The organism is Candidatus Poriferisocius sp. (assembly GCF_965204145.1).
Taxonomy (GTDB): domain Bacteria; phylum Actinomycetota; class Acidimicrobiia; order Acidimicrobiales; family Bin134; genus Poriferisocius.
In genome coordinates this window covers 415,419-437,864 of record NZ_OZ241977.1, presented here as the reverse complement: position 1 = coordinate 437,864, position 22,446 = coordinate 415,419, and the positions used below count along the sequence as shown (strand labels likewise).

Sequence of the window (22,446 nt, the reverse complement as noted above, 5' to 3'; positions counted from 1 at the left end):
GCGAACATGGAATCACTGGTCAGGTCGGTTACCCATGTGCAGGTGGCGATCCCGGTGGGGGGCGAGGACGAGGCTCGGGCGTTCTATGGCGGGTTGCTAGGGCTGGTCGAGGTGGCCAAGCCGCCCGAGCTGGCCAAGCGGGGCGGGTGCTGGTTCGAGTTGCCCGAAGGGACTTGCGGGCAGCTGCACTTAGGGGTTGACCCGGACTTTCGCCCGGCCAAGAAGGCCCATGTGGCCTTTGTTGTCTCGGATGTGACGAAGCTCGCCGAGACGGCTCGACCTCAGGGTTACGAAGTGCTCGAGGTTCAGGACGACGAAACCGAACAGGTCTACATCTATGACCCGTTTGGGAACCGCCTAGAGTTCCGCGCCGATGATTGACGCTGCGCCTTTGGACAATCCCGACACGTTCGTTGCCGGGCTGCCGCTGGAGCTGTTGGCCCAGCTTCGAGAGGAAGACCCGGTGCACTGGCTCCCCCACCGCCGGGGCGGGGGGCGCTATGTGGTCACCAGTTACCAGTATGTGCGGGAGTTCAACCGGGATTGGCAGCAGTTCTCCTCCTCGCAGCTGGCTGTTTCTGGGGGCGAGGGCGAACACCGCGGTCAAGGTGCCATCACCTTGTTGGAGTTCGATCCCCCGGACCACACCGCTCTGCGGTTGTTGGTGAATCGGGGCTTCACGCCTCGGGCCATCCGCCGACTGGAGGACAGCGCCCACCGCATTGCTGGTGAGCTGGTCGATGGCTTCTTGGCCAGTGGCGGAGGCGACGCCGCCGAGATGCTGGCCGCGCAGTTGCCCCTTCATGTGACCGGGGAGATGCTGGGCATCCCGATGTCGGACCGGGCCGACATCTTGTCTTGGACCAACACCACCATCGGGGCATTCGATCCCGAGATGTGCCCGACGATGGACGATGCCCGGGCGGCCATGGCCAACTTCGCCGCCTACGGGCAAGCCCACATCGCCCGCCGAAAGGCCGAGCCCGGCGACGACGTGTTCAGCAGCCTCGTCCACGCCGAGTATGAGGGACGGCGGCTGACCGACGAGGAGCTGGGCGGATGGTGGCAGCTGCTGGTCACCGGCAGTACTGAGACCACCCGCAACCTGTTGAGCAGTGGTTTGATGCTGCTGTTGGACCACCCCGCCCAGGCCGCGGCGCTGGCTGCCGACGACTCTTTGCTCGACGAGGCAATCGACGAGATGCTGCGGGTGGTGACCCCGGTCATGCACCACCAGCGCCGGGTGACCACTCCGATGGAGCATGAGAGCGGGGTTAGCTTCGAGCCCGGTCAGATCGTGGACCTGTGGATGACGGCGGCCAACCGCGACCCCGAGGTCTTCGACCACCCCGACGCCTTCGACATCCACCGCGACGCCAGCGGCCAATTGTCACTGGGCTCCGGAGGCCCCCACTACTGCCTGGGCGCCAACCTGGCCCGCACCGAGGCCCGAGCCTACTTCTCCGCGCTGGCCCCCCACCTTCACCGCCTAGAGCGATCCGGCCCGGAGGCGAGGCTCCGCACCACCCACTTCAACAGCCTCAAGCACCTGCCGGTGGCGGTGAAATAGAAGAGCCGCCCCCTGGGTTGCACCTCTTGAGATGGCGGCTGATTTCGCCGGGCTATGACATGATCTTCGAAAGGGAGTTGTCATGAGATTGCAGCTTGCGTTGAACGTGTCCGATCTGGAGGAGGCGGTGGGGTTCTACTCCCGCCTGTTCGGCGTGGAGCCGGCCCGGCGGCGTCCGGGGTACGCCAACTTCGCCATCGACCAGCCGCCCTTGAAGCTGGTGTTGTTCGAGGCCGGCCACGGAGTGACCGACGAAGAGGGATGCTGCAACGGCGCCGGCGGCACAATCAACCACCTCGGAGTGGAAGTCGAGACCGCTGAGGAAGTCCTCGACGCCGAACGCCGTCTTAGCGGGTCGGGCCTGGCCACCACCGGGGTTGACGACACCCAGTGCTGCTTCGCCGAGAAGACCGAAACCTGGGTCACCGACCCCGACGGCACAGCCTGGGAATGGTACGTCCGCACCGGCGACAGCGAAGTTCTAGAAAACGTGGTAATCGCCACTCGCAACTGAGACTGTCGTCCCTCTTGTAAGCCATTGCGAAGGATTGCTGGCTGATATCAGCTTGATATCTGAACTGGTTCAGATATCCTGCCTTCATGCAGGTTATCGAGCGCACATTCTCCGAGTTCCTCCGACAACCCAAAGAAGTCGTAGCCGATCTCGCCCAACATGATGTGGTGCTGCGCCGCCGCAACGCCCCCGACCTCTACCTCAGCCTCGCAGCTAGCGACATCAGCCGGGCCAAGACCATCGAGTGTCTGGCCCGCCTTCTCCGCAAGATTTCTGCTGACTCCCCCGAGGCAATGGATGACGCCATTGAGGCCGCCTTCCCCTGGGTCGAATTCCTCTCGCCCGACGAGCTTAGGAATTTCGCCGAGGACTTAACCCAGACGATTCTGGCCTCAGCCAGTGTCGAGAGCTTCGAACGAGTCGAACTCCTCATCGACTCCTGGAAGAACACCGCTGAGATCCTCAGCGACCCCGAACTCACCGCCCTGCTCACCACCCCCATCACGGTGACTGACGGCCGTCGCGTCATTCCTCCCCCGGCCGACGATTGACACCCCGTCGCCGCGACCGAGTCGCCCCTCCACCACGCGAAGGTGGGTGGGACTGCAGATTCGCTTCCAACGCCGCCGCCAACTCCTGGGAGCAACTCAGCGCCACTGCCCCCAACAACACCCGAGCAGCATGGGAATTCATTACGGCAGACCCCCGACGCTGGAACAAGCGTCAACAGCCCCTGCAAGGGCGCTTTGCTACTGCGACCGCCAACGGCATGGAATTGCCCCAGTGGCAATACGAGGTTACCTCCAGCGGCCGCATCTGGTACTGCATCGACGACGATAAGAAAACCGTCTGGCTAACCGCCGTCCACATCGGCCACCCCAAAGCCACCGAGTAGTTGCTTGCGTCGCAATTGGAGCTGGCGTGGGCGTAGCGATGGGGGCCGCTTTCATAAGACGACCTGAAAAGGGCTAGGTGCCACACCGGCAGAACTTGATGTTGGCTGCCGGCGAGCACCTGGAATATTGGCGGGACCTGATCTATGAAGGCAGAGGAGCTTCATGCGACCAGCGAGCTTCCAATTCAGCAGAGTCTTCCGGGAATGCGACAACCGCCACTCGGGGCTAAGTCTGGTCTGAACTCATTGGGATCCGGTCTGATGTCAGGAGGTCGAACCCCTACCCTGACAAACTGTCACTGGTTGTGGGTATTGTGCTCGGCATGGCGAATGAGGCTGTGACCAGGGATTTTAAGGTAGCTGTTCAGATACCGGAGATAGACCCGGCGGGCATGTCGGAGGCGCAGAGAAGGGCCGCGATGGCCTCGGTGCGACGCGCTGAGTCCCGACTGGCTGGGTGGAAAGTACGTCTTATCAACGCTGAGCGTGATCAGCTTGGTCAGGGTGCTGCGGAGATGGCGGCGCGGGACGAACTCCAGGTTTCCAAGCGGGAAGCCAAGCGCGAGGTGGAGACCGCGGCCAGTTTGACTGGGTTGGCTGAGACTTGGAAGGCGCTGGAGTCGGGCGAGATCCCGCAGAGGCACGCTTGGTTGATCGCCAGGGCTTCATCGGAGGGACCCATCGATGAAGCTGTGCTGGCCGAGGCGGCCAGGCATGAGCCCTACGACCAGTTTGCCCGCACAGTGCGCAAAGAGCAGCGGGAGCACTCCAAAGACGACGGGCAGTCGATCCTCGACAAGCAGCGCAAGAACCGCAACGGCCGGTTCTTTGAGAGCCGGGAAGACGGCATGTTTGTTCTGTCCGGGGAATTCGACCCGATCACCGGGAACCGGCTTGCCCTGGCCATTTCCGACAAGGAGCGGGAGCTGTGGCGTGAAGAAGACCCCAAGAATCGCCGGACACCGCAGCAGCGAATGGCCGACGCATTGGCCGAGTTGATCTTGGAGCCGAAGTCGGGCCAGCGGCCACGAACTGCACTGTTGGTTATTGCCGACTATGACATGGTCCACCGGGAGTTGGTCAATGCCCGGCTATGCGACGGAACACCCATTCCGATGGGCGAGCTGCGCCGGCTGGCCTGCGACGCCGATATCCTGCCCGGCGTTTTCAGGGCTAAGACCCAGAAGCTCTGGCTGGGTCGCAAGCGGCGAATTGCCACCGAGGCCCAGCGAGCGGCCTTGGCATTGCGAGACAAGGGGTGCATCGGCTGCGACGCAAATCCAGCCTGGTGCCAGGCCCATCACATTCAGCCCTGGTCCTGGGGAGGGCTGACCAACCTCGACAACCTCGTGCTGGTCTGCGCCCGCTGTCATCACAACATTCACGACGATGGCTGGCAGGTCATCAAGTGCCCTGATTCGGGGCGCTTTGAGCTTCACCAACCACCGGACCCCTTCCCTGATGCGGGCGTGGATACCCATAGGCCACCCCAGCGCAACCCCGTGCTGCTCAGCTGAGCGCCGCCCGACCACAGGGCAAACCGGCAATGCCCGCCGCTATGTCTCCCGCAATTCGTTGCCGGGAAACCAAGGACGATCAAGCCAGGACTCGCACCTTGACAACTGAATATGCGTTGGCCCATGGGCATCCTCAGAGAGCACTAGTTCGGGGATACTCGGTTATGGGACCAACCCGTGAATTCCCGTCTATGGAGGCGATTCAGGAATTTGTAGGTTTGTTCCGTATGGGAACCGAGGGATCCGACAGCAGTAGAGCAATGCCGAGTTGCCGCTGGTCGTTTCGTCGGGTTTGGCGCCATCTTGGGGAAGCGGTGCTCATTCTGGCTGCCGGTTCCGCAGTTGCGGCCGGTCTCGCTGGATGTGAAGAACCTCCTAGTCGGGAAGCTGGCATCCCGGCGACGGTTGCCGAAGAAGATGGGGCTGCACAGCTGACGTTGGAGGCAACCGGAATCCGGTATACGGCGGTGGCGACCGGTGGAAGCCACAGGCGGAACTTCTCGTGTGGATTACGCACTGACGGAACTGCCCAGTGCTGGGGCAGACGCTCTAACGACGAGATACAGGCGCCTGAGGGCCAGTTGACCGCCATCACTGCCGGCTATGAACACCTCTGCGGGTTGTTTACCGACGGAACCGCTGATTGCTGGGGATATGTGGCTGGCGCCCCCGATGGCAAGTTCACTGCCATCTCTGCCGGAGGAGACCACTCATGCGGACTCAGAGTTGACGGAGCCATTGAATGCTGGGGCAAGAACTGGGGCGGTCAAACCGATGCCCCCGCAGGCCATTTCACCGCTGTCTCCGCCGGGTCGTCCCATTCGTGCGGGCTAACGACTGAGGAGACCATCGATTGCTGGGGGTTCACCGACGGCGGACGGATTGATACTCCCGAGGGGCAATTCACCGCGATCTCAGCTGGCGGAGTCAATTCCTGCGGGCTCAGAATCGATGGGACAATCCAATGCTGGGGCGACAACGATGCTCCTGAGGGTCAGTTCACCGCCATCTCAGTCGGAGAGAGGCACTCGTGCGGGCTTAGAACCGACGGGACAATCCAATGCTGGGGCGACAACGATTTTGGACAGTCGGATGCTCCCAGTGGCCAATTCTTCGCCCTCTCAGCCGATTGGATGCACTCATGCGGAGTGCGCGCCAACGGGGTTATCACATGCTGGGGCGACAATCGCAACGGGCAACTGGACGTACCTTCAAGCTAGGGATCGAACGGGCTTGAGACCTCGACCGGGGGAGGTCAGACCAAGTTCTCTACGAAGCCTTCTAGTTGGCGGAGGTTGCGGACTTCGAAGACTCCGTCGCAGTGGACGCCGTATTCGGAGACGATGGAGTCGCCGGTGTCCCAGTAGGCGCCGGGTTCGGGGTTGAGCCAGAAGACTTTGCGGGCCCGGTGCTCGATCTCTTTGAGGATCCAGGCCTGGGAGGCGTGGTAGTTGTTGCGGGCGTCGCCCAGGATCATCACCGTGGTCTTGGGGCCGACGTCTTTCCCGTAGCGCTCCCAGAACACCTCGAAGGCGTGGCCGTAGTCGGAGTGGCCGTCCACCCACACCACGTCGGCCTCGGCGTTCACCCGGTGGACGGCCTCGCCGATGTCGTCCACTCCCTCGAAGAAGCTGGTCACCTCGTCGAGGCCGTCGATGAACACGAATGAGCGGACCTTGGAGAACTGGTTGCTGATGGCGTACACCAGATGGAGGGTGAACCGGGCGAAGGCGGCCACGGATCCGCTCACGTCGGCCACCACCATGATCTCGGGCTTGGCCGGGCGGGGATAGCGGAACTTGGGCTCGGCGGGCACGCCGCCGTAGGACAGCGAGTGGCGCATGGTGTTGCGGAAGTCCAGAGGGCCCTTGCGGCCGTGGCGGCGCTTGCGGGCCAGCCTCACGGCCAGCTTGCGGGTGAGCGGGTAGATGGCCCGGCGCAGGGCCATCATCTCCTCCCGGCTGGCATGCATGAAGTCCACGTCTTCGGGCAGGGGCTTGCGGAGCGTCTTGGCCATGGCCTCCACTCCCCGGTCGGCTACCAGCCGGCGGCGGATCTCGGCCTCCACTTCCTTGCGGAGCTGGTCGATGCGGGCCTCGAACTCGTCTTTCTCCAGCCGCTCCTCCAAGGGGGTGAGATCGCCGGGGGCGTCCTGGCGGGCCTGGTCCATCAGGCGCTCCAGAACCCCGTCGAGGTCGAGGTTCCGCAGCGTGCGGTACAGGTAGTAGGTGCCGCCCACCGGACGGCCGGGCTCCATGCCGGCGTAGCGCTGCACCGCCTGACGGGCGATGGCCCGCATGAGGGCGTCGTCGCCCCGCATCAGCGCCTGGAAGAGCATCTCGGCCAGTTGCTCGGCCGACATGGCCTCGCCGCCGCCCCCGCCCTGGCGGCGCTGCTGGCCGTCCAGGCCGTCGACGAAGTCAGACAGGTCCATGCCCTCGGGCCATTCGCCGTCTACCAGGTCGTATTCTGGGCCTCGTAGCGAGAAGTACACCTCGAACACCGTCTCGAAGGCCCGCCAGTGGGCGTGGTTCTTCACCAGGGTGGCGGCCAGGGCGTACTTGAACGCATCCCGGTCCTCGATGGGGATGTGCTGGATGGCCTCCATGGCATCCAGGTTCTCGGTGAGGCTGACCGGCAGCCCCGCGGCCCGCAGCTCGGAGATGAACCCGGCCAGAAGCGCCAGAAGCGGCGAAGTGGCGGGCTCGACCTTCATGGCAGGCTCAGCGCAGGGGCGTCGAAGGATGGCGTGAGGGGCGTGCGACCTTGCGTTGGACGAGGAGGATCACGAGGCTGCGACCGGGGCGGCAAATTCCTCGTCGGAAGAGGCGAACTCCTTGAGCGCCTTCTCGATGTCGCTTCGGTACTTGAGCAGGATGTTCACCGTCTCGGCCGCGGTGTCGGCGTCGATGTGCTCCACTCCCAGCAGCACCAGGGTGCGGGCCCAGTCCAGGGTCTCGGACACCGACGGGGCCTTCTTCAGCTCGATCTGGCGTACCGAGCGCACGATGCGGGCCACTTGGTCGGCCAGGCTCTCCCCCACTCCGGGCACCTTCGCCAGCACGATCTCCTTCTCCCGGTCGAGATCGGGATAGTCGATGTGCAGGAACAGGCACCGCCGCTTGAGGGCCTCCGACAGCTCCCGGGTGTTGTTGGAGGTGAGGAACACCAGCGGGATCTGGCTGGCCGCCACCGTGCCCAGTTCGGGGATGGACACCTGGTAGTCGGACAGGATCTCCAGCAGCAGCGCCTCGGTCTCGATCTCCACTCGGTCGACCTCGTCGATGAGCAGCACCACCGGCTCGGCGGCGCGGATGGCCTCCAGCAGCGGTCGGGTGAGCAGGAACTCCTCGGAGAACAGGTCATCCTCGATCTGCTGCCACATGCCCTCGCCCTCGGGGTCTTCTCCTTGGCGCTCGGCCTGGATGCGCAGCAGCTGCTTCTTGTAGTTCCACTCGTACAGCGCCTTGGACTCGTCGAGGCCCTCGTAGCACTGGAGACGGATGAGACGGGCCCCGGTGGCCTCGGCCACGCTCTTGGCCAACTGGGTCTTGCCCGTGCCCGCCGGGCCCTCCACCAGCACTGGCTTTTGAAGCCGCTCGGCCAGGTACACCACCCCGGCGATGCCCTCATCGGCCAGATACTGCACACCGCTCAGGCCCGTGCGCACCGAGTCGACGTCAGCGAAGGAGAAACTCATGGTTGAAGGCTACGTCTCGCTCGTTCGGGCTCCGTAATCACGGCTTCTGGGTTGACGGCTAGCCCCGTACCTGGCCCTCGCCCCGGACCACGTATTTGGTGGTGGTGAGCTGGCGCAGGCCCATCGGTCCCCGGGCGTGCAGCTTCTGGGTGCTGATGCCTATCTCGGCGCCGAATCCGAACTCCTCGCCGTCCACGAACCGGGTGGACGCGTTCACCAGCACCGCAGCGGCGTCCACCTCGGTGCAGAACCGGTCGGCGGCGTCCAGGTCGGCGGTGATGATGGCCTCGCTGTGGCCGCTGCCGGTGTCATTCACGTGGGCAATAGCCTCGTCCAGGCTGTCCACCACCCTCACCGACAGCTTCAGGTCCAAGAACTCGGTGAAGTAGTCGGCCTCGGTGGCCTCGCCGATGCGATCCGGTCCCAAAATGGCCCGGGCAGTATCGTCGCCCACCAGTTCGACCCCGGCAAGGTCGTCGGCCAGCGGGGGCAGCAGCTCGGCGGCTACCGCCTGATGCACCACCAGGGACTCGGCCGCGTTGCACACCGACGGGCGCTGGGTCTTGGCGTTCACCACGATGCGCCGGGCCATGTCCAAGTCGGCCGAGGCATCCACGTACACGTGGCAGTTGCCGTCGCCGTCGATCACGTAGGGAACGGTGGCGTTCTCCAGAATGGAGGCGATGAGCCCGGGGCCGCCCCGGGGAATGAGGCAGTCGATCGTGTCCCGGAGCTGCATGAACTCGGCGGCCGCCGCATGGCTGGTGTCGGACACCAGCACCAGGGCGTCGCTGGGCAATCCGGCCTTCTGGTAGGCGTCCCGCATCACCCCGGCGATGGCCAGGTTGGAGCCCACCGCGCTGGAGGACCCCCGTAGGAAGGCGGCGTTGCCCGACTTGAGGCACAGGCCGGCAGCGTCGCTGGTCACGTTGGGGCGGCTCTCGTACACGATGGCCACCACGCCCAGCGGCACCCGAACCTGGCTGATCCGCAGGCCGGAGGGCACCACCCAGCCGCCGACGATCTCCCCCACCGGGTCGGCGAGGCCGGCCACCTTGCGCAAACCCCCGGCCATTCCCTCCAGCCGGGAGTCGGTCAGCCGGAGCCGGTCGACCAGGGTGGCGCTCATGCCCGACGCGGCGGCAGCCTCCACATCGGCCCGGTTGGCCTCCAAGAGATCGTCCCGGGCCTGCTCAAGCTGATCGGCGGCCAGTTGCAGCGCATGGTTCTTGGTCTCGGTGTCGGCGGTGGCCAAAACCCGGGCCGCGGCCTTGGCCCGGTCGGCCAACTCGGCCATGGTTGTATCGGCGCTCACCGCGCGAGCGTACCCGACAAGGGTTCAGCCCCCTGAAGTGCTTTGTTGAGAGTGCGGGCGCGGGCTACCCAAGTAAAACGACCGGCTCCGGTAGCGTGTTTTGGCATTCCACCGGTTGACCAACGACTCGACGACGCCGACGACTCCCCGCGCCCCAGCGGCAGGGGAGCGATCCTGGTGGGCGCGGGGATTTTCCTGTCCCGCGTCTCGGGCATCGGCCGGGAGGCGGCGGTGGCCGCATTCATCGGGGCGGGCCGTATCGGCGATGCCTACCGGGCCGCCCTGACCATCCCCCGACTGCTGCAAAACCTGTTGGGCGAAGGGGTCTTGTCGGCCTCGTTCATCCCCGTCTACTCGCAGCTGGCCGAGCAAGGACGGCGCAGAGACGCCGGGCGGCTGGCCGGGGCGGTGTTCGGACTCCTGGCCGTGGTCACCGGGCTGGTGGTGCTGACCGGATGGATGCTGGCCGAGCCGATCGTGTCCCTCTTGCTGTGGCGGCTGTCGGACGAGACGGCCGACCTGACCGTCGAGCTGGTGCGGGTCATGTTCGCCGGGATCGGCTTCATCGTGCTGGCGGCGTGGGCTCTGGGGGTGCTGAACGCCCACCGCCGGTTCTTCCTGTCCTATGCCGCCCCGGTGATCTGGAACGCCGCCCAGGTGGCGTTCATGGTGGGGGCATGGCTGGTATGGCACAACGTCGACCCCGCCACCCGGGCCTCCGACGTGGCCAAGATGGCCGCCTGGGGGGTGGTGCTGGGCGGGGCCCTCCAGTTCTTGGTGCAGGTACCGCTGGTGCTCCGGCTCGTCCCCTCGCTGCGGCTCAGCCTGAACTGGCGGCGCCCCGATGTGCAGACCGTGCTCAACCGGTTCGGGCCCGCGCTGATCGGCCGGGGGGTGGTCCAGGTCTCGGCCTATGTGGACCTGATCCTGGCCGGGCTGCTGGCCGGCGGGGCCATCGCCGCTCTGGGGTTCGCCCAGGTGGTCTACTTCCTGCCCATCAGCCTGTTCGCCATGAGTGTGGCGGCCAGCGATCTGCCCGAGATGGCCCGGGAGCAACACGACCCCGACGCGCTGGTGCGTCGGCTGCAAACCGGGCTGGACCGCATCGGGTTCTACGTCCTGTTCTCGGCGGTGGCGTTCATCACCCTGGGCGGGCTGATCGTGGGAGCGCTGCTGGAGCGGGGGCAGTTCAACGGCGACCAGACCGTGCAGGTCTGGTGGATCCTGGCGGCCTACTCCTTGGGATTGGTGGCCTCGGCGTCGTCTCGGCTGCTGCAAAACGCCTGCTTCGCCGCCGGCGACGCCAAAGGCCCGGCCCGGGTGGCGGTGGTGCGGGTGGTGCTGGCCGCCGCGGTCGGGGTTTTGCTCATGTTCAGCTTCGACTCCTATGCGGTGGTCAACGGCAGCGTGGAGCGCTTGGGCGACTTCCAGGTGCTGTCGCCGCTGTCGGATGCCGAGCGGGCCGGCGGCGCGGTGCGGCTGGGGGCGGTGGGCCTGGCTCTGGGAAGCACGGTGGCCGCGTGGGCGGAATACGGCATCCTGCGCCATCGGGTCCGCTACCTGTTGGGCCGCCGCCGGCCGGTTCGGGGGCCGACGGGGCGCCTGGCTGTTGCCGCGCTGTCGGCCGGTGTGCTTGGTGCGGTGCTGGCCTGGGGGCTGGAGCCCTTGCCGCTGCTGGTGGCCGCTCCGGTGGCTTTGCTGGTAACTGGGGGGGTTTACGTGGTGTTGGGCCGAGGCTCGGGGGTGGCCGCCGCCGAAGAGGCCGCCGGGCTGATGGAGACGGCCTTCGAGCGGGTCACCAGGGCAGCACGGTCAACGAATCGCGGTGAATGACCTCGTCAGGCGCGCCGGGAGGCAGCGCGTCGGAGCGCAAGCCCACCACCGAGTTCATGTCGTCTGAGGAGACCTCCATCAGGCCGCGGGCGAAGACCTGATCGTCCGGCCCCCGAACATCCACCGCATCGCCCGGCTGGAAGACGCCTTCGAAGCCGGTTATGCCAATGGCCAAAAGCGAGGCTCCCCGCTCCACCATGGCTCGGCGGGCGCCGGCGTCCACCCGCACGGTGCCGGAGGGCACCATGGCGAATCCGATCCACAGCTTGCGGGCGCTCAACCGCTGGGGCTGGGCGGCCACCGTCGTGCCGGCACCCGGCCCGCCGGCCAGTGCATCGGCCACAATCCGGTCGCGTTGGGCGGCCCCGATCACGGTCCGAACCCCCGACAGGCTGGCGATCCGGGCCGCGGCCAGCTTCGAGGCCATACCCCCGCTGCCCCGGTCGGTGCCCGCCCCTCCCGCGGCCCCGGCCAGCTCTTCGAGCAGGCTCAGGTCGGTGATCTCCTCGATGACCCGGGCATCGGCGTCGGAGCGGGGATCGGCGGTGTGGACCCCCTCGGTGTCGGTCAGCAGCACCAAGAGCTCGGCGCCCACCATGTGGGCCACCAGCGCGGCGATGCGGTCGTTGTCCCCCCAGCGAATGGCGTCATCGGCCACCGCGTCGTTCTCGTTCACGATGGGGACGACCCCCAGCTTCAACAGCCGGTTGAGCGTGCGCTGGGCGTGCAGGTATTGGGGGCGCTCCAAGAAGTCCCGAGGGGCCAGCAGCACCTGGCCGCAGACCAGGCCGTAGCCACCCAGGCGCTCCTGGTACAGGGCCATCAACCTGCTCTGGCCCACCGCGGAGAGCGCCTGAAGGGTGACCGAGTCGCGGGGACGGCCCTGGTCGAAGCCCAGCACGGGCAGCCCGGCGCCGATCGCCCCGGAGCTGACCACCACCGCCTGATGGCCGTCGGCCACCGCGGCAGCCACCTCGCCGCTCAGCTTGGCCACCGCCTCAGCCCTGATGGTGCCGTCGGCCTCGGTGATGGACGACGTGCCGATCTTGACCACCACGATCACGGCGATGCCTCCTCGCTCAGGTATTCGCCGCTCAGATATTCGTCGTCATCGTGGTACTCGAACTCGAAGGCGCCGATCCGGGCGGTGTCACCCGACTTGATCCCGGCCCGGGCCAGGGCCCGATTCACCCCCAGCCTCTCAAGGCGGCGGCGGGCGAATTCCCAGGCCCCGGGGGCGTTCAGGTCGGACAGCGCCACCGTGCGCTCGGCAGCCCGGCCCACCACCACATAGGCGCCGTCATCGGACCGCTCCACACGGAACCCCTCGGGCACCGGCCGGTGGATCACCACCTCGTCGGAGCGCGTCGCGGGCAGGCCCAGGCTGTCGTACGCCCGGGCTTCGCGGACCGCGTCGGCCATCGCCCTGGTCAACTCGGTGATCCCCGCCCCGGTCACCGCGGAGACGCGCAGGGCCCCCGGCGGGGGATCCAGATGGCCGGCATCGGCTTTAGACCCCACCAGAATCCTGGGCCGGTCCAGCAGCTCGGGCCGGTAGGCGCCCAGCTCGTCCAGCAGCACCCGCTGCTGCTCGGCGGGCGGAACCTCCTCCACTGAGGCCAGATCAACCATGACCACCATGACCCGGGCCCGCTCAGTGTGGCGCAGGAAGCGATGGCCGAGGCCGCGGCCGTCGCTGGCGCCGGCGATGAGGCCGGGGATGTCGGCCACCACCATCTCGAAGTCGTCGCCAGTGCGCACCACGCCCAGGTTGGGCTCCAGCGTGGTGAAGGGATAGTCGGCGATCTTGGGGCGGGCCGCGGAGATCCGGGAGATCAGGGTGCTCTTGCCCGCGTTGGGGAAGCCGATCAACGCCACGTCGGCCAGCAGCTTCAGCTCCAGCTTGAGCCAGCGCTGCTCGCCCGCCTCGCCCTGCTCGGCGAATGCCGGCGCGCGGTTCTGCTGGGTTGAGAACCGGGTGTTGCCCATGCCGCCCTGGCCCCCCGCGGCCGCCAGCCAGCGGACTCCGTCGGCGGCGAGGTCGGCCAGCACCTCTCCGTCTTGGGCTCTGACGGTGGTTCCCACCGGAACCTGGACCACAGCGTCGTCGCCAGATGCGCCGTGGCGGCGCTTGCCCTGGCCGTGGCTGCCGTTGCCGGCCCGGCGATGGGGGTGGTCTTTGAACGCGATCAGCGACGCCGCGTTGTGGTCGGCCGCCAGCCAGACGCTGCCGCCGTCGCCGCCGTCGCCGCCGTCGGGGCCGCCTTTGGCCACATGGGCCTCACGGCGAAAGGAGACGCAACCGGCGCCGCCGTCGCCGCCGCGAACATTCAGGCCGCACTCATCAACGAATTGGGTCATCGTCTGTCTTTCCGCAACCGCCTGCGCCGAGCGGCTACCGCCGCGGGGGCGATCAGTCGGGAATGACGTCGACGAGCTTGCGGCGCCGCCGGTGGCCGAACTTGACCCGCCCGTCGGCGGTGGCGAACAGCGTGTCGTCGCGGCCGCGCTGCACGTTCTCGCCGGGATGGATGCGGGTGCCCCGCTGGCGGACGATGATCGATCCCGCGGTCACCTGCGTGCCGTCGAACACCTTCACCCCAAGGCGCTTGGGATTGGAGTCGCGGCCGTTCCGGGTTGAGCCGCCGCCTTTGGTCTTGGACATCTCTTGCTCCCCTCAGCGCTCGGACTAGGCCTTGATGGCCGTGATCTGAATGCGGGACTTGCGCTGGCGGTGGCCCCACCGCCGACGCTGGTTGCTCTTGTTCTTGTAGGTGAAACCGTTGATCTTGCGGTCCTTGACCGAGTCCACCACCGTGGCGGTGACCTTGGCCTTGCCGAGCTGGTCGGGGGCGGCGGTCACCGAGTCGCCGTCCACCAGCAGCAGCGGGGTCAGCTCGACTTCGGCGCCGGGCTCGCCCAGCAGCTCGACATCGAGCACTTGGCCCTCTTCAACTTTGTACTGCTTCCCGCCTGTGCGGATGACGGCATACACCTGTTCAAGGCTACCCGTCTCGACGAGTTCTTACTAGCTGTCGGTCCAGCTCCAGGCCCCGCCCGTCGCAGGTCGGGCAGACCGACGAGCACGACTCCAACAGGCCCTCGCCGATGCGCTTGCGAGTCATCTCCACCAAACCCAAATCGGAGATGTCCAGCACCTGGGTGCGGGTCTTGTCCCAGGCCAGCGACTCCCGGAAAACCTTCATGACCTCGTCGCGGTTGCCCCGCTTCTCCATGTCCACGAAGTCGATCACGATGATCCCGCCGATGTCGCGCAGCCGGAGCTGTCGGGGGATCTCCTGAGCCGCCTCGAGGTTGTTGCGGAACACGGTCTCCTCCAAGTTGGAGTCGCCCACGTTCTTGCCGGTGTTCACGTCGATGACGGTGAGCGCCTCAGTGCTCTCGATGATCAGCGATCCGCCGCCGGGCAGCCACACCTTCTTGTCCAGTGCCTTGAGGAACTGCTCGTGCACGTGATGGCGCTCCAGCAAATTCAGATGCTCGTCGTCGGCGTCGTAGTACTCCAGCCGCTCGACCAGCTCGGGGGCCACGCTGGACACGTAGTCGTGCACCTCGTCGAACAGGCGGCGGTCATCGATGTGGACCGAGCGGAAGTCCTGGTTGAACTCCTCCCGGATGACCCGAACCGCCATCTCGGGCTCCCGATACAGCAGTCCGGGCACCTTCGCCTTCTTGGTCAGAGCCTCGATCTGCTCCCATTGCGACACCAGCCGCTTCACGTCGCGCTCCAGCTCCTCGGCGGTGATCTTCTCGGCCGCGGTGCGGACGATGATCCCGTGCTCCTCCGGCTTGCACCGGTCGAGCACCTTGCGGAGCCGCTTGCGCTCCTTGTCGGGCAGCCGCTTGGAGATGCCGTAGGTCGTCGAGTTGGGCACCAGCACCACGAATCGGCCCGGCAACGACACCTCCTGGGTCAGCCGGGCGCCCTTGTGGGCGATGGGATTCTTGGTGACCTGGCACATGATGGTCTGGCGGGCCTCCAACAGGTTCTCGATGCGGGGCGAGCCATCCGATTTCTCCACATCATCGGGATCGAACACCACGTCGCCGCGGTACAGCACCGCGTTCTTGGGGGTGCCGATGTCCACAAAGGCGGCCTCCATGCCGGGCAGCACGTTTTGAACCCGGCCCAAATAGATGTTGCCGTGGATCTCGCCCACGTCGTCGGCCGGGCGGGAGACGTAGTGCTCGATCAGCGCCCGGCCTTCCAGCACTGCGATCTGGGTGGCTTCCGGGCGGACCTGCACCAGCATCATGTAGCGGCCCACCGGGCGCCCCTTGCGGCGGCGGCCCCGACGGCGCTCCAAGGTCTTCTCGTCCAGCTCCACCGGGCCGTCGGACACCTTGTGCTCCACCGGCTGGACCGGACGGCTTCCGCCTCCCCGGCCCCGCCCGCCCCGACGGCGGCGCCTGCGGCCCGAGCCCGAACCGCTGCCGCCAGAGCCCGAGCCCCCAGAGCCCGAACCGCCAGAGCCCGAGCCATTACCGCCGGGCGCGGGGCGGGAATCGCCGACTTTGGGGCTGTTCTTCGAAGGTGTTGGCGCGGGCCGGGAATCCCCGATCTTGGGCCGGCCGTCAGTAGACGTAGGCGCGGGGCGGGAATCGCCGATCTTTGGGCGACTTTCGGTCATTTATGTAGTCCTTTCTCATGGCACACCAACCAAGGTGTGCTGAGCAGAGGCTGCGCCGACTTCATGCGGCTCCAAGCGGGCGCCATCCTGCTCAATCAATTGACGAGTGCGCCGAATCAGAACCGGGCGGTATACCGGTTCGAGGGCGGCCAAAAGCTCCGACGGGCGTGCTGCCCGCGGCTGGGTCCCCAGAGTGGCCAAGAGGCGAACCCCCCTGCTCGTCGGCTCACCGACCTCAAGGGCACGCACCTGAGGGGCCAGATCGTCGGTGATCTTTCGGCCTTTGCGTTCTCGCGTAACCATAAGCGTAGCCGCATTGAGCACCCGATCCACCCATTGGGCGAGATCGCCAGCGGTCACGTCCAGCAGCTCGATGTCCCAATCGCAGCTGGTGACCGCCTGCTGAAGCGACATCGCGCCGGGCGGCAGAACCCCTCCCCCAGTGGCGACGATCCCGTCGGGCAGCGTGCTGACCAGGGCATCCAGCACCTCGTCCACCGCCATCTCGGCGCACTTGAAGTCCACGTCGAGATACTCGGCGTCCGACTCGTAGCCGGTGGCCAGAGCCAGTCCGAAATGCAGTTTGGCCCGGGGCGAAAATCCCTCGGTCTGGGCCACGGGCAGCCCGGTCCGCCGCAGCGAGCGCTCCCAGATGCGGGCCACATCCCGATGGCTGGTGAACCGGATCCGCCCCGTTTTGCTGTACCGCAGCCTCACCCGGGTGCGCGGTGCTTGATTCGGATTCACGATGTGGTCCTCTCACCAACGCCAGAAAGCTGCACCTCCACCGCCCGGGGAGGCTGGTAGCCAGTAGGAACTTGACCGGTACCCTGGCTGCCCCCGGCCGGCGGCACCGCAGAGGCCACGATGTGCTCGATGCTGTAGCCGGTGCAGGCCCCGCAGTCATAGCACGGGGTCCAGCGGCAGTCCTCCAAGCCCACCTCGTTGAGGGCATCCCGCCAGTCCTGCCACAGGAAGTCCTTGTGCAGGCCCGCCGACAAGTGGTCCCAGGGCAGAACCTCGTCTTCGGTGCGGTGCCGGTGCACATACCAGTCCACCGAGAGCCCATGCCGGTCCATGGCCTGCGTCCAGCGGTCGTAGTCGAAATGCTCGGACCACTCCTGGAAGGTGCCTCCCTGCCGCCACACCTCCTCGATGACCCGCCCGATGCGGCGGTCGCCCCGGCTGGCGATTCCCTCCACCAGGCTGGCCTTGGGGTCGTGCCACTTCATCTGGACGCCCCGGTTCCGCTTGATGTCGTCGCGCAGCAAGAAGATCTTGCGCTGAAGCTCCGACACCGTGTTCTGGCCGAACCACTGGAAGGGGGTGAACGGCTTGGGCACGAATCCGCCCAGCGACACCGTCACCGAGGGGTTCTTGGTGTGGGCTCGGCCCAGTTCCACGCAGTTGCGGGCCAGCTCCCCGATGGCCAGGGTGTCCACGTCGGTCTCGGTGGGCAGGCCGGTGAGGAAGTAGAGCTTCATGCGCCGCCACCCCTGGGAGAAGGCCGATTCCACCGCCCCGTAGAGGTCACGCTCGTCGATGAGCTTGTTGATCACCTGGCGCATCCGCCACGATCCGGCTTCGGGGGCGAAGGTCAGGCCGGTACGCCGAGCCCGCTGGATCTGGGCGGCCAAACCGACGGTGAAGGCGTCCACCCGCAGGCTGGGCAGCGACACCGACACCTCACCGGCGCCGCAGTCCATGGTGGCGGACACCACCTCGGTGATCCCGCTGAAGTCGGCGGTGGACAGCGAGGTCAGCGCCACCTCGTCGTAGCCGGAGCGGGCCAGTCCGTCGGCCACCATGGTGCGAACCTGATCGGCGGGCCGCTCCCGCACCGGACGGGTGATCATCCCCGCCTGGCAGAACCGGCATCCCCGGGTGCAGCCCCGGAACACCTCCACGTTGAGGCGATCGTGGACCACCTCGGTGAGCGGCACCAGCTGGCGCTTGGGATAGGGCCAGGCCGCCAGGTCGGCCACGGTGCGCTTCTCCACCACGGCGGGCACATCGGCGAACCGGGGGGTGATCGACACCAGCGCCGGGCCGTCGTAGACCACGTCGTACAGCGACGGAACGTACACGCCCTCGACGGCGGCCAGCGCCCGCAGCGCCGCCTGGCGCGACTTCTTGCCCGACCGCTTCCAGTCCCTGACCACCGCGTTGATCTCGGAGACCACCTCCTCGCCGTCGCCCAGCACGAAGAAGTCGACGAAGTCGGCGAGCGGCTCGGGGTTGTAGGTGCAGTGGCCGCCGGCGCCAATCAGCAGGTCGTCGTCGGCCCGCTGCTCGGCCCGCACCGGCACTCCGGCCAGATCGATGCAGTTGAGCAGGTTCGTGTAGACCAGCTCGGCCGACAGGTTGAACGCCAGCACGTCGAAGTCCCCCGCCCGCCGATGGGTGTCCACCGAGAACAGCGGCAGGCCCGCCGCCCGCATCTCGGCCTCCATGTCCACCCAGGGGGCGTAGGCCCGCTCGGCCACCGCGTCGTCGCGTTCGTTGAGGATCTCGTAGAGGATCTGAAGGCCCTGATTGGGCAGGCCGATCTCGTAGGTGTCGGGATAGGCCAGGAGCCACGCCGCCTTGGACGGATGGTGCTCCGGGGTCGCCATCCCGCCTTCGCCGCCGATATAGCGCGCCGGCTTGGACACCGCGGGCAGCACCAGCTCCAGTTCCGGCCAAAGGGACATTGCCACCAATCTACCGCCGGCCCGTTGCTGTTCTCAGGTCGGATAAGCCGCCGCAGGGCCATACGACCTCAGGTAAACCGCCGCATGCGGACATTCAGCACGAGGCCGAGGCCGATCAGGGTGGCGATGGCCGAGGACCCGCCGTAGGAGACCAGGGGCAGCGGAATCCCGGTGATGGGGGTGATGCCCAGGGTCATGCCCACCGCTTCGAACATCTGGAACAGGATCATGGCGAAGACTCCCGAGCAGATGAGCGCGCCGAACCGGTCTTTGGCCAATCGCGCCGCCTGGAGGATCCGCAGCAGCAGCAGGGCGTAGAGCCCCAGCGTGGTGGCCGAGCCGACGAAGCCGAACTCCTCGCCGATGACGGTGAAGATGAAGTCGGTGTGCTGCTGGGGCACCAGGCCGCTCAAGGTCTGGGAGCCCTCGCCGTAGCCCTTGCCGCCCACCCCGCCGTTGCCGATGGCGATCTGGGCCTGGCGCTGCTGGAAGGCGGCATCGGTGATGCCGGTGGTGGGATCCACGAAGGTTCGCAGCCGGTTGGTCTGGTACTCCTCCAGCATGTTGGAGTTGATCATCAGGGTCACCACGGTGACCACGATCAGGGCGATGCCGATGACATGTCGGAAGCGGATGCCGCCGATCAGCAGCAGAACGAACCCGATGAACACGTAGATGATCGCGGTGCCCACGTCGGGCTGGAGCAGCACCAGCAAGCCGGGCCACGCCACGATGCCCACGGCGAAGAACACCCGGGGCGCGCTCAAATGGTCTTCGTAGCGCGACAAGAAATACGCCACCGCGACGATGATCGCCAGCTTGTGGAACTCAGACGGTTGGAGCTGGAAGTCGCCGAACCGGAACCACGATCGGGCGCCGTTTACCTCTTCGCCCAAGGGGCCCAGCACCACGATCAGCGCCAGTATCCCCACCCCGTAGATGGCCACCGCGAACTTGGCCAGCTCCTGATACGGGAACCAGGCCGCGAACACCATGAACAGCGCGCCGGCCACGGCGAACAGCGACTGTCGCTCCAAGAAGAAGGAGTCGAAGTTCTCCGGATCGCGGCCCCGGGTGGTGCTGTAGATGGCCGCGATGCCGATGGCGGCGAGGCCGGCCGCGGCCAACACCAGCAGCAGGTCGATGTGCATCCACGGCGCATACGGGCTGCTCCGGGGGTTCAGCTCCCGGTCCTTGAGCCGGCGTTCCTCCAGGGAGATGACTGCCATCAGGCCGCGCTCTCCACTTCGGTGTTCTCGGCGTCCACGTCGTCTCCATCATCGCCGATCGTTCCGCTCAACTCGGCGAGATCGTCGATGGTGCGAACCGCGGGCACCGAGTTGGTGGCGATGGGCTCCAGCACCCGGCGCACCGCGGGAGCAGCCACCGACGCCCCGAATCCCGACTCCTCCATGATCGCGACGACAACGTACTCGGGATTGGGATTGGGCCCGAAGGCCGCGAACAGCGAGTTGTCGGCCTGACCCACGACCTCGGCCGTCCCGGTCTTGCCCGCCACCGGCCACTCCTCTTGGGGGAAGCCGAAGAACGCGGAGTGGGCAGTGCCCTCCAGGTCGGCGGTCACTCCCAGCAGCCCCTCGAGGATCGGCGTTCTGATGGAACGGGGCAGATAGATCTGGTCGAGCACCCGGTCGGCGAAGGCCTGCAAAACCTCGCCGGTCACCGGATTCACCACCTCCTTCACCATCTTGGGTGCGTACAGCGTTCCCCCGTTGGCGAAGGCGGCGTAGCCGTTGGCCAGCTGAAGCGGGGTGGCCCCCAACACGCCCTGGCCGATGGCCAAAACGATCGAGTCACCGGTTCGCCACGGCTCGCCCGCTGCTTCGGCCGCCGACGGGGAGGGAACCCGGCCCACCCCCTCGCCGGGCAGCGCGATGCCCGTCGGTGCGCCGAAGCCGAAAAGCTGGGCCGACCGCTGGATGCCCTCCCGGTCGAAGCGGTCGGCGCGGTCCATGGTGTCGCCCAAGTAGTAGAAGTAGACGTCAGACGACACGGTGATGGCCCGGCGCAGGTCCACCGGCCCATATATGGCCTCCTCTGCGTTTCTGAACGTACACGAGGCGATCACCTCCTCCTCGCACGACGGCACGATGTAGGTGCCAGCGTCCTCGTAGAGGGTGCGCACGTCGAGCACGCCCCGCGGGCCGATCACACCGCTGTTCATCGCGGCATAGGCGGTGAACAGCTTGAACGTGGACCCCGGCGGATAGATGCCGGCCAAGGCCCGGTTGTGCAGCGGTTGGTGGTTGTTGGGGTCTTGGAGCTGGGCCCACCGCTCCTCAGAGAAGCCGTGGACGAACTCGCTCGGCGAGTACGTGGGGAACGACGCCATGGCCAGAACCTCTGAGCCGTTGGGATCCATCACCACCAGGGCCCCGCCCGGGGCTTTGAACGGCGGGTCGTTGGGGTCGTCGGTCTCCCGCTGGCGGGCCTCGGCCAGGCCGGCCACGAGCTCCTTCTCGGCCAGTGCCTGGATGTCGATGTCCAAAGTGAGGTGGACGTCGGCCCCGGCGATGGGGTCGACCTGCTCCAGCACCGCCACCGGGTCGCCCACATTGTCGACCTCCAGCCTGGTGAAGCCGGGTGTGCCCCTCAGCACCGACTCGAAAGACGCCTCGATTCCGGTCTGGCCGATCTCGTCATTGCGCCGGTAGGTCTTGGGATCATCGGCCAAGAGCTCGTACTGCTCCTCGCTGAGGAGGGAGACATAGCCCAGAATGTGAGCGCCGAGATCGCCGTAGGGGTAGGTGCGGACGCTGCGGATGACGGTGCCCACGCCGGGGAACTCATCGGCCCGCTCGGCCAGGACGATCTCGAAGTTCTCGGTGACGTCATCGGCAACCGGCACTGCGTCGAGTGGGCCGTAGCGGGGGTCGTCGAGTGCGCCGTTGATCTCGAACACCTTGGTGAGCCGCCCGGCTCGGCTGATCTCGGTGGCCAGGCGGAGCACCAGGTCGTCCTGCTCGTCCTCTTCGAACTCGGTGTCAAAGGTGAACCGGTCCACCGTCACCACCAAGGACTCCCGGTTGTCCACCAGCACGTGGCCGTTGCGGTCGAAGACGCGGCCCCGGGGGGCGGGCTCGTAGATCACCCGGATGGTGTTGGACACGGCGATGTTCTCGAACTCCTCTGAGCTCATCACTTGCAGGAACCAGAGGCGGGCAGCCAGCACCCCGAAGGCGAGCAAAGCCAAGATGGCCAGGAAGCTGAGCCGCAGGCGAAGCGATTCGGGAGTCAACGCTCTTCTCCGAGAAGCCGGGGCCACGACCAGCGCCACAGCCCCAGCAGAGGCAGGCTCAGCACCAGGTTGTAGGCGGCGGCAACACCCATCACCACATAGAGGCGGTCGGTGTAGAGGTTGGCCTCTCCCAACAGCTCGCCGAGCACCGCGTACACCAGCAGCCCGCCGGCGGTGGCTGCTGCGGTGACCAAAACGTTGATCCACCACGCGCTGCGGAATATCCGCTCCTCGATCAGGCCCACCGAGTAGCCCCAGACGGTGTAGATGAGGGCAGAAAGGCCGAACAGCGTGGGCAGGTACAGGTCGATGCCCAACCCGATGGCGAAACCGGCGGCCGCTCCCCGCTCCGGCCCGCCGACCAGTCCCGCGGTCACGGCGATGGCCAGGGGAACTTCCGGAGCGACCCCCAGCACCCGCAGGTCGGAGAACAACGCCATGTGGAGGACCAGCGCGGTAAGCAAGAAGAGCGCGCTGCGGGCGTACGCGCCGGCCATG

Annotated in this window: 21 protein-coding genes; 8 read left to right on the top strand and 13 right to left on the bottom strand. The window is 66.7% G+C overall.

What is annotated here, in order from left to right; genetic code table 11:
• Window positions 1-6 precede the first annotated feature (6 nt).
• From ACOGI7_RS01935 to ACOGI7_RS01905, 7 genes are all read left to right on the top strand, one after another.
• On the top strand, window positions 7-381 hold the full coding sequence (locus ACOGI7_RS01935) for a VOC family protein (RefSeq protein WP_419850244.1): 375 nt from the start codon (window positions 7-9) through the stop codon (window positions 379-381).
• Window positions 374-1,570, top strand: a complete 1,197-nt coding sequence (locus ACOGI7_RS01930) for a cytochrome P450 (protein WP_419850243.1) — start codon at window positions 374-376, stop codon at window positions 1,568-1,570. Before ACOGI7_RS01935 ends, ACOGI7_RS01930 begins: the two co-directional genes overlap by 8 nt.
• A gap of 82 nt (window positions 1,571-1,652) precedes the next feature.
• A complete protein-coding gene (locus tag ACOGI7_RS01925; protein ID WP_419850242.1) occupies window positions 1,653-2,084 on the top strand; it encodes an ArsI/CadI family heavy metal resistance metalloenzyme in 432 nt (143 codons plus the stop codon).
• An 86-nt stretch (window positions 2,085-2,170) separates the two neighbouring features.
• Window positions 2,171-2,635 carry a hypothetical protein gene (locus ACOGI7_RS01920; protein ID WP_419850241.1) on the top strand — a complete coding sequence of 155 codons (465 nt, stop codon included), beginning with the start codon at window positions 2,171-2,173 and terminating at the stop codon, window positions 2,633-2,635.
• A gap of 218 nt (window positions 2,636-2,853) precedes the next feature.
• The gene (locus tag ACOGI7_RS01915) at window positions 2,854-2,979 is read left to right on the top strand and encodes a hypothetical protein (RefSeq protein ID WP_419850240.1); all 126 of its coding nucleotides are present in this window, start codon (window positions 2,854-2,856) and stop codon (window positions 2,977-2,979) included.
• 323 nt (window positions 2,980-3,302) lie between these two features.
• On the top strand, window positions 3,303-4,496 hold the full coding sequence (locus tag ACOGI7_RS01910) for a DUF222 domain-containing protein (RefSeq protein ID WP_419850239.1): 1,194 nt from the start codon (window positions 3,303-3,305) through the stop codon (window positions 4,494-4,496).
• 29 nt (window positions 4,497-4,525) lie between these two features.
• On the top strand, window positions 4,526-5,716 hold the full coding sequence (locus ACOGI7_RS01905) for an RCC1 domain-containing protein (protein ID WP_419850238.1): 1,191 nt from the start codon (window positions 4,526-4,528) through the stop codon (window positions 5,714-5,716).
• Between the two features lie 35 nt (window positions 5,717-5,751).
• On the opposite strand, the gene ACOGI7_RS01900 is transcribed toward ACOGI7_RS01905, so the two are convergent.
• The 3 genes from ACOGI7_RS01900 to ACOGI7_RS01890 all read right to left on the bottom strand — a co-directional run bounded on the left by ACOGI7_RS01900 (window position 5,752) and on the right by ACOGI7_RS01890 (window position 9,511).
• Window positions 5,752-7,212, bottom strand: coding sequence for a vWA domain-containing protein (locus tag ACOGI7_RS01900; protein WP_419850237.1), 1,461 nt, complete (start codon window positions 7,210-7,212; stop codon window positions 5,752-5,754).
• Window positions 7,213-7,281: 69 nt separating this feature from the next.
• Window positions 7,282-8,196, bottom strand: coding sequence for an AAA family ATPase (locus ACOGI7_RS01895; RefSeq protein ID WP_419850236.1), 915 nt, complete (start codon window positions 8,194-8,196; stop codon window positions 7,282-7,284).
• A gap of 58 nt (window positions 8,197-8,254) precedes the next feature.
• A complete protein-coding gene (locus ACOGI7_RS01890; RefSeq protein ID WP_419850235.1) occupies window positions 8,255-9,511 on the bottom strand; it encodes a glutamate-5-semialdehyde dehydrogenase in 1,257 nt (418 codons plus the stop codon).
• A 177-nt stretch (window positions 9,512-9,688) separates the two neighbouring features.
• On the opposite strand from ACOGI7_RS01890, the gene murJ reads away from it, so the two are divergent.
• On the top strand, window positions 9,689-11,344 hold the full coding sequence (murJ, locus tag ACOGI7_RS01885) for a murein biosynthesis integral membrane protein MurJ (RefSeq protein ID WP_419850234.1): 1,656 nt from the start codon (window positions 9,689-9,691) through the stop codon (window positions 11,342-11,344).
• On the opposite strand, the gene proB is transcribed toward murJ, so the two are convergent.
• The 10 genes from proB to mreD all read right to left on the bottom strand — a co-directional run bounded on the left by proB (window position 11,307) and on the right by mreD (window position 22,445).
• On the bottom strand, window positions 11,307-12,407 hold the full coding sequence (gene proB, locus ACOGI7_RS01880; protein WP_419850233.1) for a glutamate 5-kinase: 1,101 nt from the start codon (window positions 12,405-12,407) through the stop codon (window positions 11,307-11,309). The genes murJ and proB overlap by 38 nt on opposite strands.
• Window positions 12,404-13,705 carry a GTPase ObgE gene (gene obgE, locus ACOGI7_RS01875; protein ID WP_419850232.1) on the bottom strand — a complete coding sequence of 434 codons (1,302 nt, stop codon included), beginning with the start codon at window positions 13,703-13,705 and terminating at the stop codon, window positions 12,404-12,406. Before obgE ends, proB begins: the two co-directional genes overlap by 4 nt.
• A gap of 52 nt (window positions 13,706-13,757) precedes the next feature.
• Complete coding sequence (rpmA, locus tag ACOGI7_RS01870; protein WP_419850231.1) at window positions 13,758-14,009, bottom strand: 50S ribosomal protein L27; 252 nt, start codon at window positions 14,007-14,009, stop codon at window positions 13,758-13,760.
• Between the two features lie 24 nt (window positions 14,010-14,033).
• A complete protein-coding gene (gene rplU, locus ACOGI7_RS01865; protein ID WP_419850230.1) occupies window positions 14,034-14,339 on the bottom strand; it encodes a 50S ribosomal protein L21 in 306 nt (101 codons plus the stop codon).
• Between the two features lie 10 nt (window positions 14,340-14,349).
• A complete protein-coding gene (locus ACOGI7_RS01860) occupies window positions 14,350-15,996 on the bottom strand; it encodes an Rne/Rng family ribonuclease (RefSeq protein WP_419850229.1) in 1,647 nt (548 codons plus the stop codon).
• 15 nt (window positions 15,997-16,011) lie between these two features.
• Window positions 16,012-16,743, bottom strand: coding sequence for a TIGR03936 family radical SAM-associated protein (locus ACOGI7_RS01855; protein WP_419850228.1), 732 nt, complete (start codon window positions 16,741-16,743; stop codon window positions 16,012-16,014).
• A complete protein-coding gene (locus ACOGI7_RS01850; protein WP_419850227.1) occupies window positions 16,740-18,689 on the bottom strand; it encodes a TIGR03960 family B12-binding radical SAM protein in 1,950 nt (649 codons plus the stop codon). The genes ACOGI7_RS01855 and ACOGI7_RS01850 overlap by 4 nt, the downstream gene beginning before the upstream one ends.
• Before the next feature lie 68 nt (window positions 18,690-18,757).
• Window positions 18,758-19,918: a rod shape-determining protein RodA gene (rodA, locus tag ACOGI7_RS01845; RefSeq protein WP_419850226.1), complete on the bottom strand. Its 1,161-nt coding sequence runs from the start codon at window positions 19,916-19,918 to the stop codon at window positions 18,758-18,760.
• Window positions 19,918-21,948, bottom strand: coding sequence for a penicillin-binding protein 2 (gene mrdA / locus ACOGI7_RS01840; protein ID WP_419850225.1), 2,031 nt, complete (start codon window positions 21,946-21,948; stop codon window positions 19,918-19,920). The genes rodA and mrdA overlap by 1 nt, the downstream gene beginning before the upstream one ends.
• Entirely contained in the window at window positions 21,945-22,445 is a 501-nt protein-coding gene (mreD, locus tag ACOGI7_RS01835) for a rod shape-determining protein MreD (RefSeq protein ID WP_419850224.1), read from the bottom strand. The genes mrdA and mreD overlap by 4 nt, the downstream gene beginning before the upstream one ends.
• Between the last annotated feature and the right edge of the window lies 1 nt (window position 22,446).

Coding starts and splice junctions, on each gene's coding strand:
- rpmA (WP_419850231.1), bottom strand. CDS start 14,009: ATGTCCAAGACCAAAGGCGGCGGCTCAACCCGGAACGGCCGCGACTCC.
- ACOGI7_RS01900 (WP_419850237.1), bottom strand. CDS start 7,212: ATGAAGGTCGAGCCCGCCACTTCGCCGCTTCTGGCGCTTCTGGCCGGG.
- ACOGI7_RS01905 (WP_419850238.1), top strand. CDS start 4,526: ATGCCCGCCGCTATGTCTCCCGCAATTCGTTGCCGGGAAACCAAGGAC.
- ACOGI7_RS01860 (WP_419850229.1), bottom strand. CDS start 15,996: ATGACCGAAAGTCGCCCAAAGATCGGCGATTCCCGCCCCGCGCCTACG.
- obgE (WP_419850232.1), bottom strand. CDS start 13,705: ATGACCCAATTCGTTGATGAGTGCGGCCTGAATGTTCGCGGCGGCGAC.
- ACOGI7_RS01920 (WP_419850241.1), top strand. CDS start 2,171: ATGCAGGTTATCGAGCGCACATTCTCCGAGTTCCTCCGACAACCCAAA.
- ACOGI7_RS01935 (WP_419850244.1), top strand. CDS start 7: ATGGAATCACTGGTCAGGTCGGTTACCCATGTGCAGGTGGCGATCCCG.
- rodA (WP_419850226.1), bottom strand. CDS start 19,918: ATGGCAGTCATCTCCCTGGAGGAACGCCGGCTCAAGGACCGGGAGCTG.
- ACOGI7_RS01850 (WP_419850227.1), bottom strand. CDS start 18,689: ATGTCCCTTTGGCCGGAACTGGAGCTGGTGCTGCCCGCGGTGTCCAAG.
- ACOGI7_RS01895 (WP_419850236.1), bottom strand. CDS start 8,196: ATGAGTTTCTCCTTCGCTGACGTCGACTCGGTGCGCACGGGCCTGAGC.
- ACOGI7_RS01910 (WP_419850239.1), top strand. CDS start 3,303: ATGGCGAATGAGGCTGTGACCAGGGATTTTAAGGTAGCTGTTCAGATA.
- ACOGI7_RS01915 (WP_419850240.1), top strand. CDS start 2,854: ATGGAATTGCCCCAGTGGCAATACGAGGTTACCTCCAGCGGCCGCATC.
- ACOGI7_RS01925 (WP_419850242.1), top strand. CDS start 1,653: ATGAGATTGCAGCTTGCGTTGAACGTGTCCGATCTGGAGGAGGCGGTG.
- ACOGI7_RS01930 (WP_419850243.1), top strand. CDS start 374: ATGATTGACGCTGCGCCTTTGGACAATCCCGACACGTTCGTTGCCGGG.
- mreD (WP_419850224.1), bottom strand. CDS start 22,445: ATGGCCGGCGCGTACGCCCGCAGCGCGCTCTTCTTGCTTACCGCGCTG.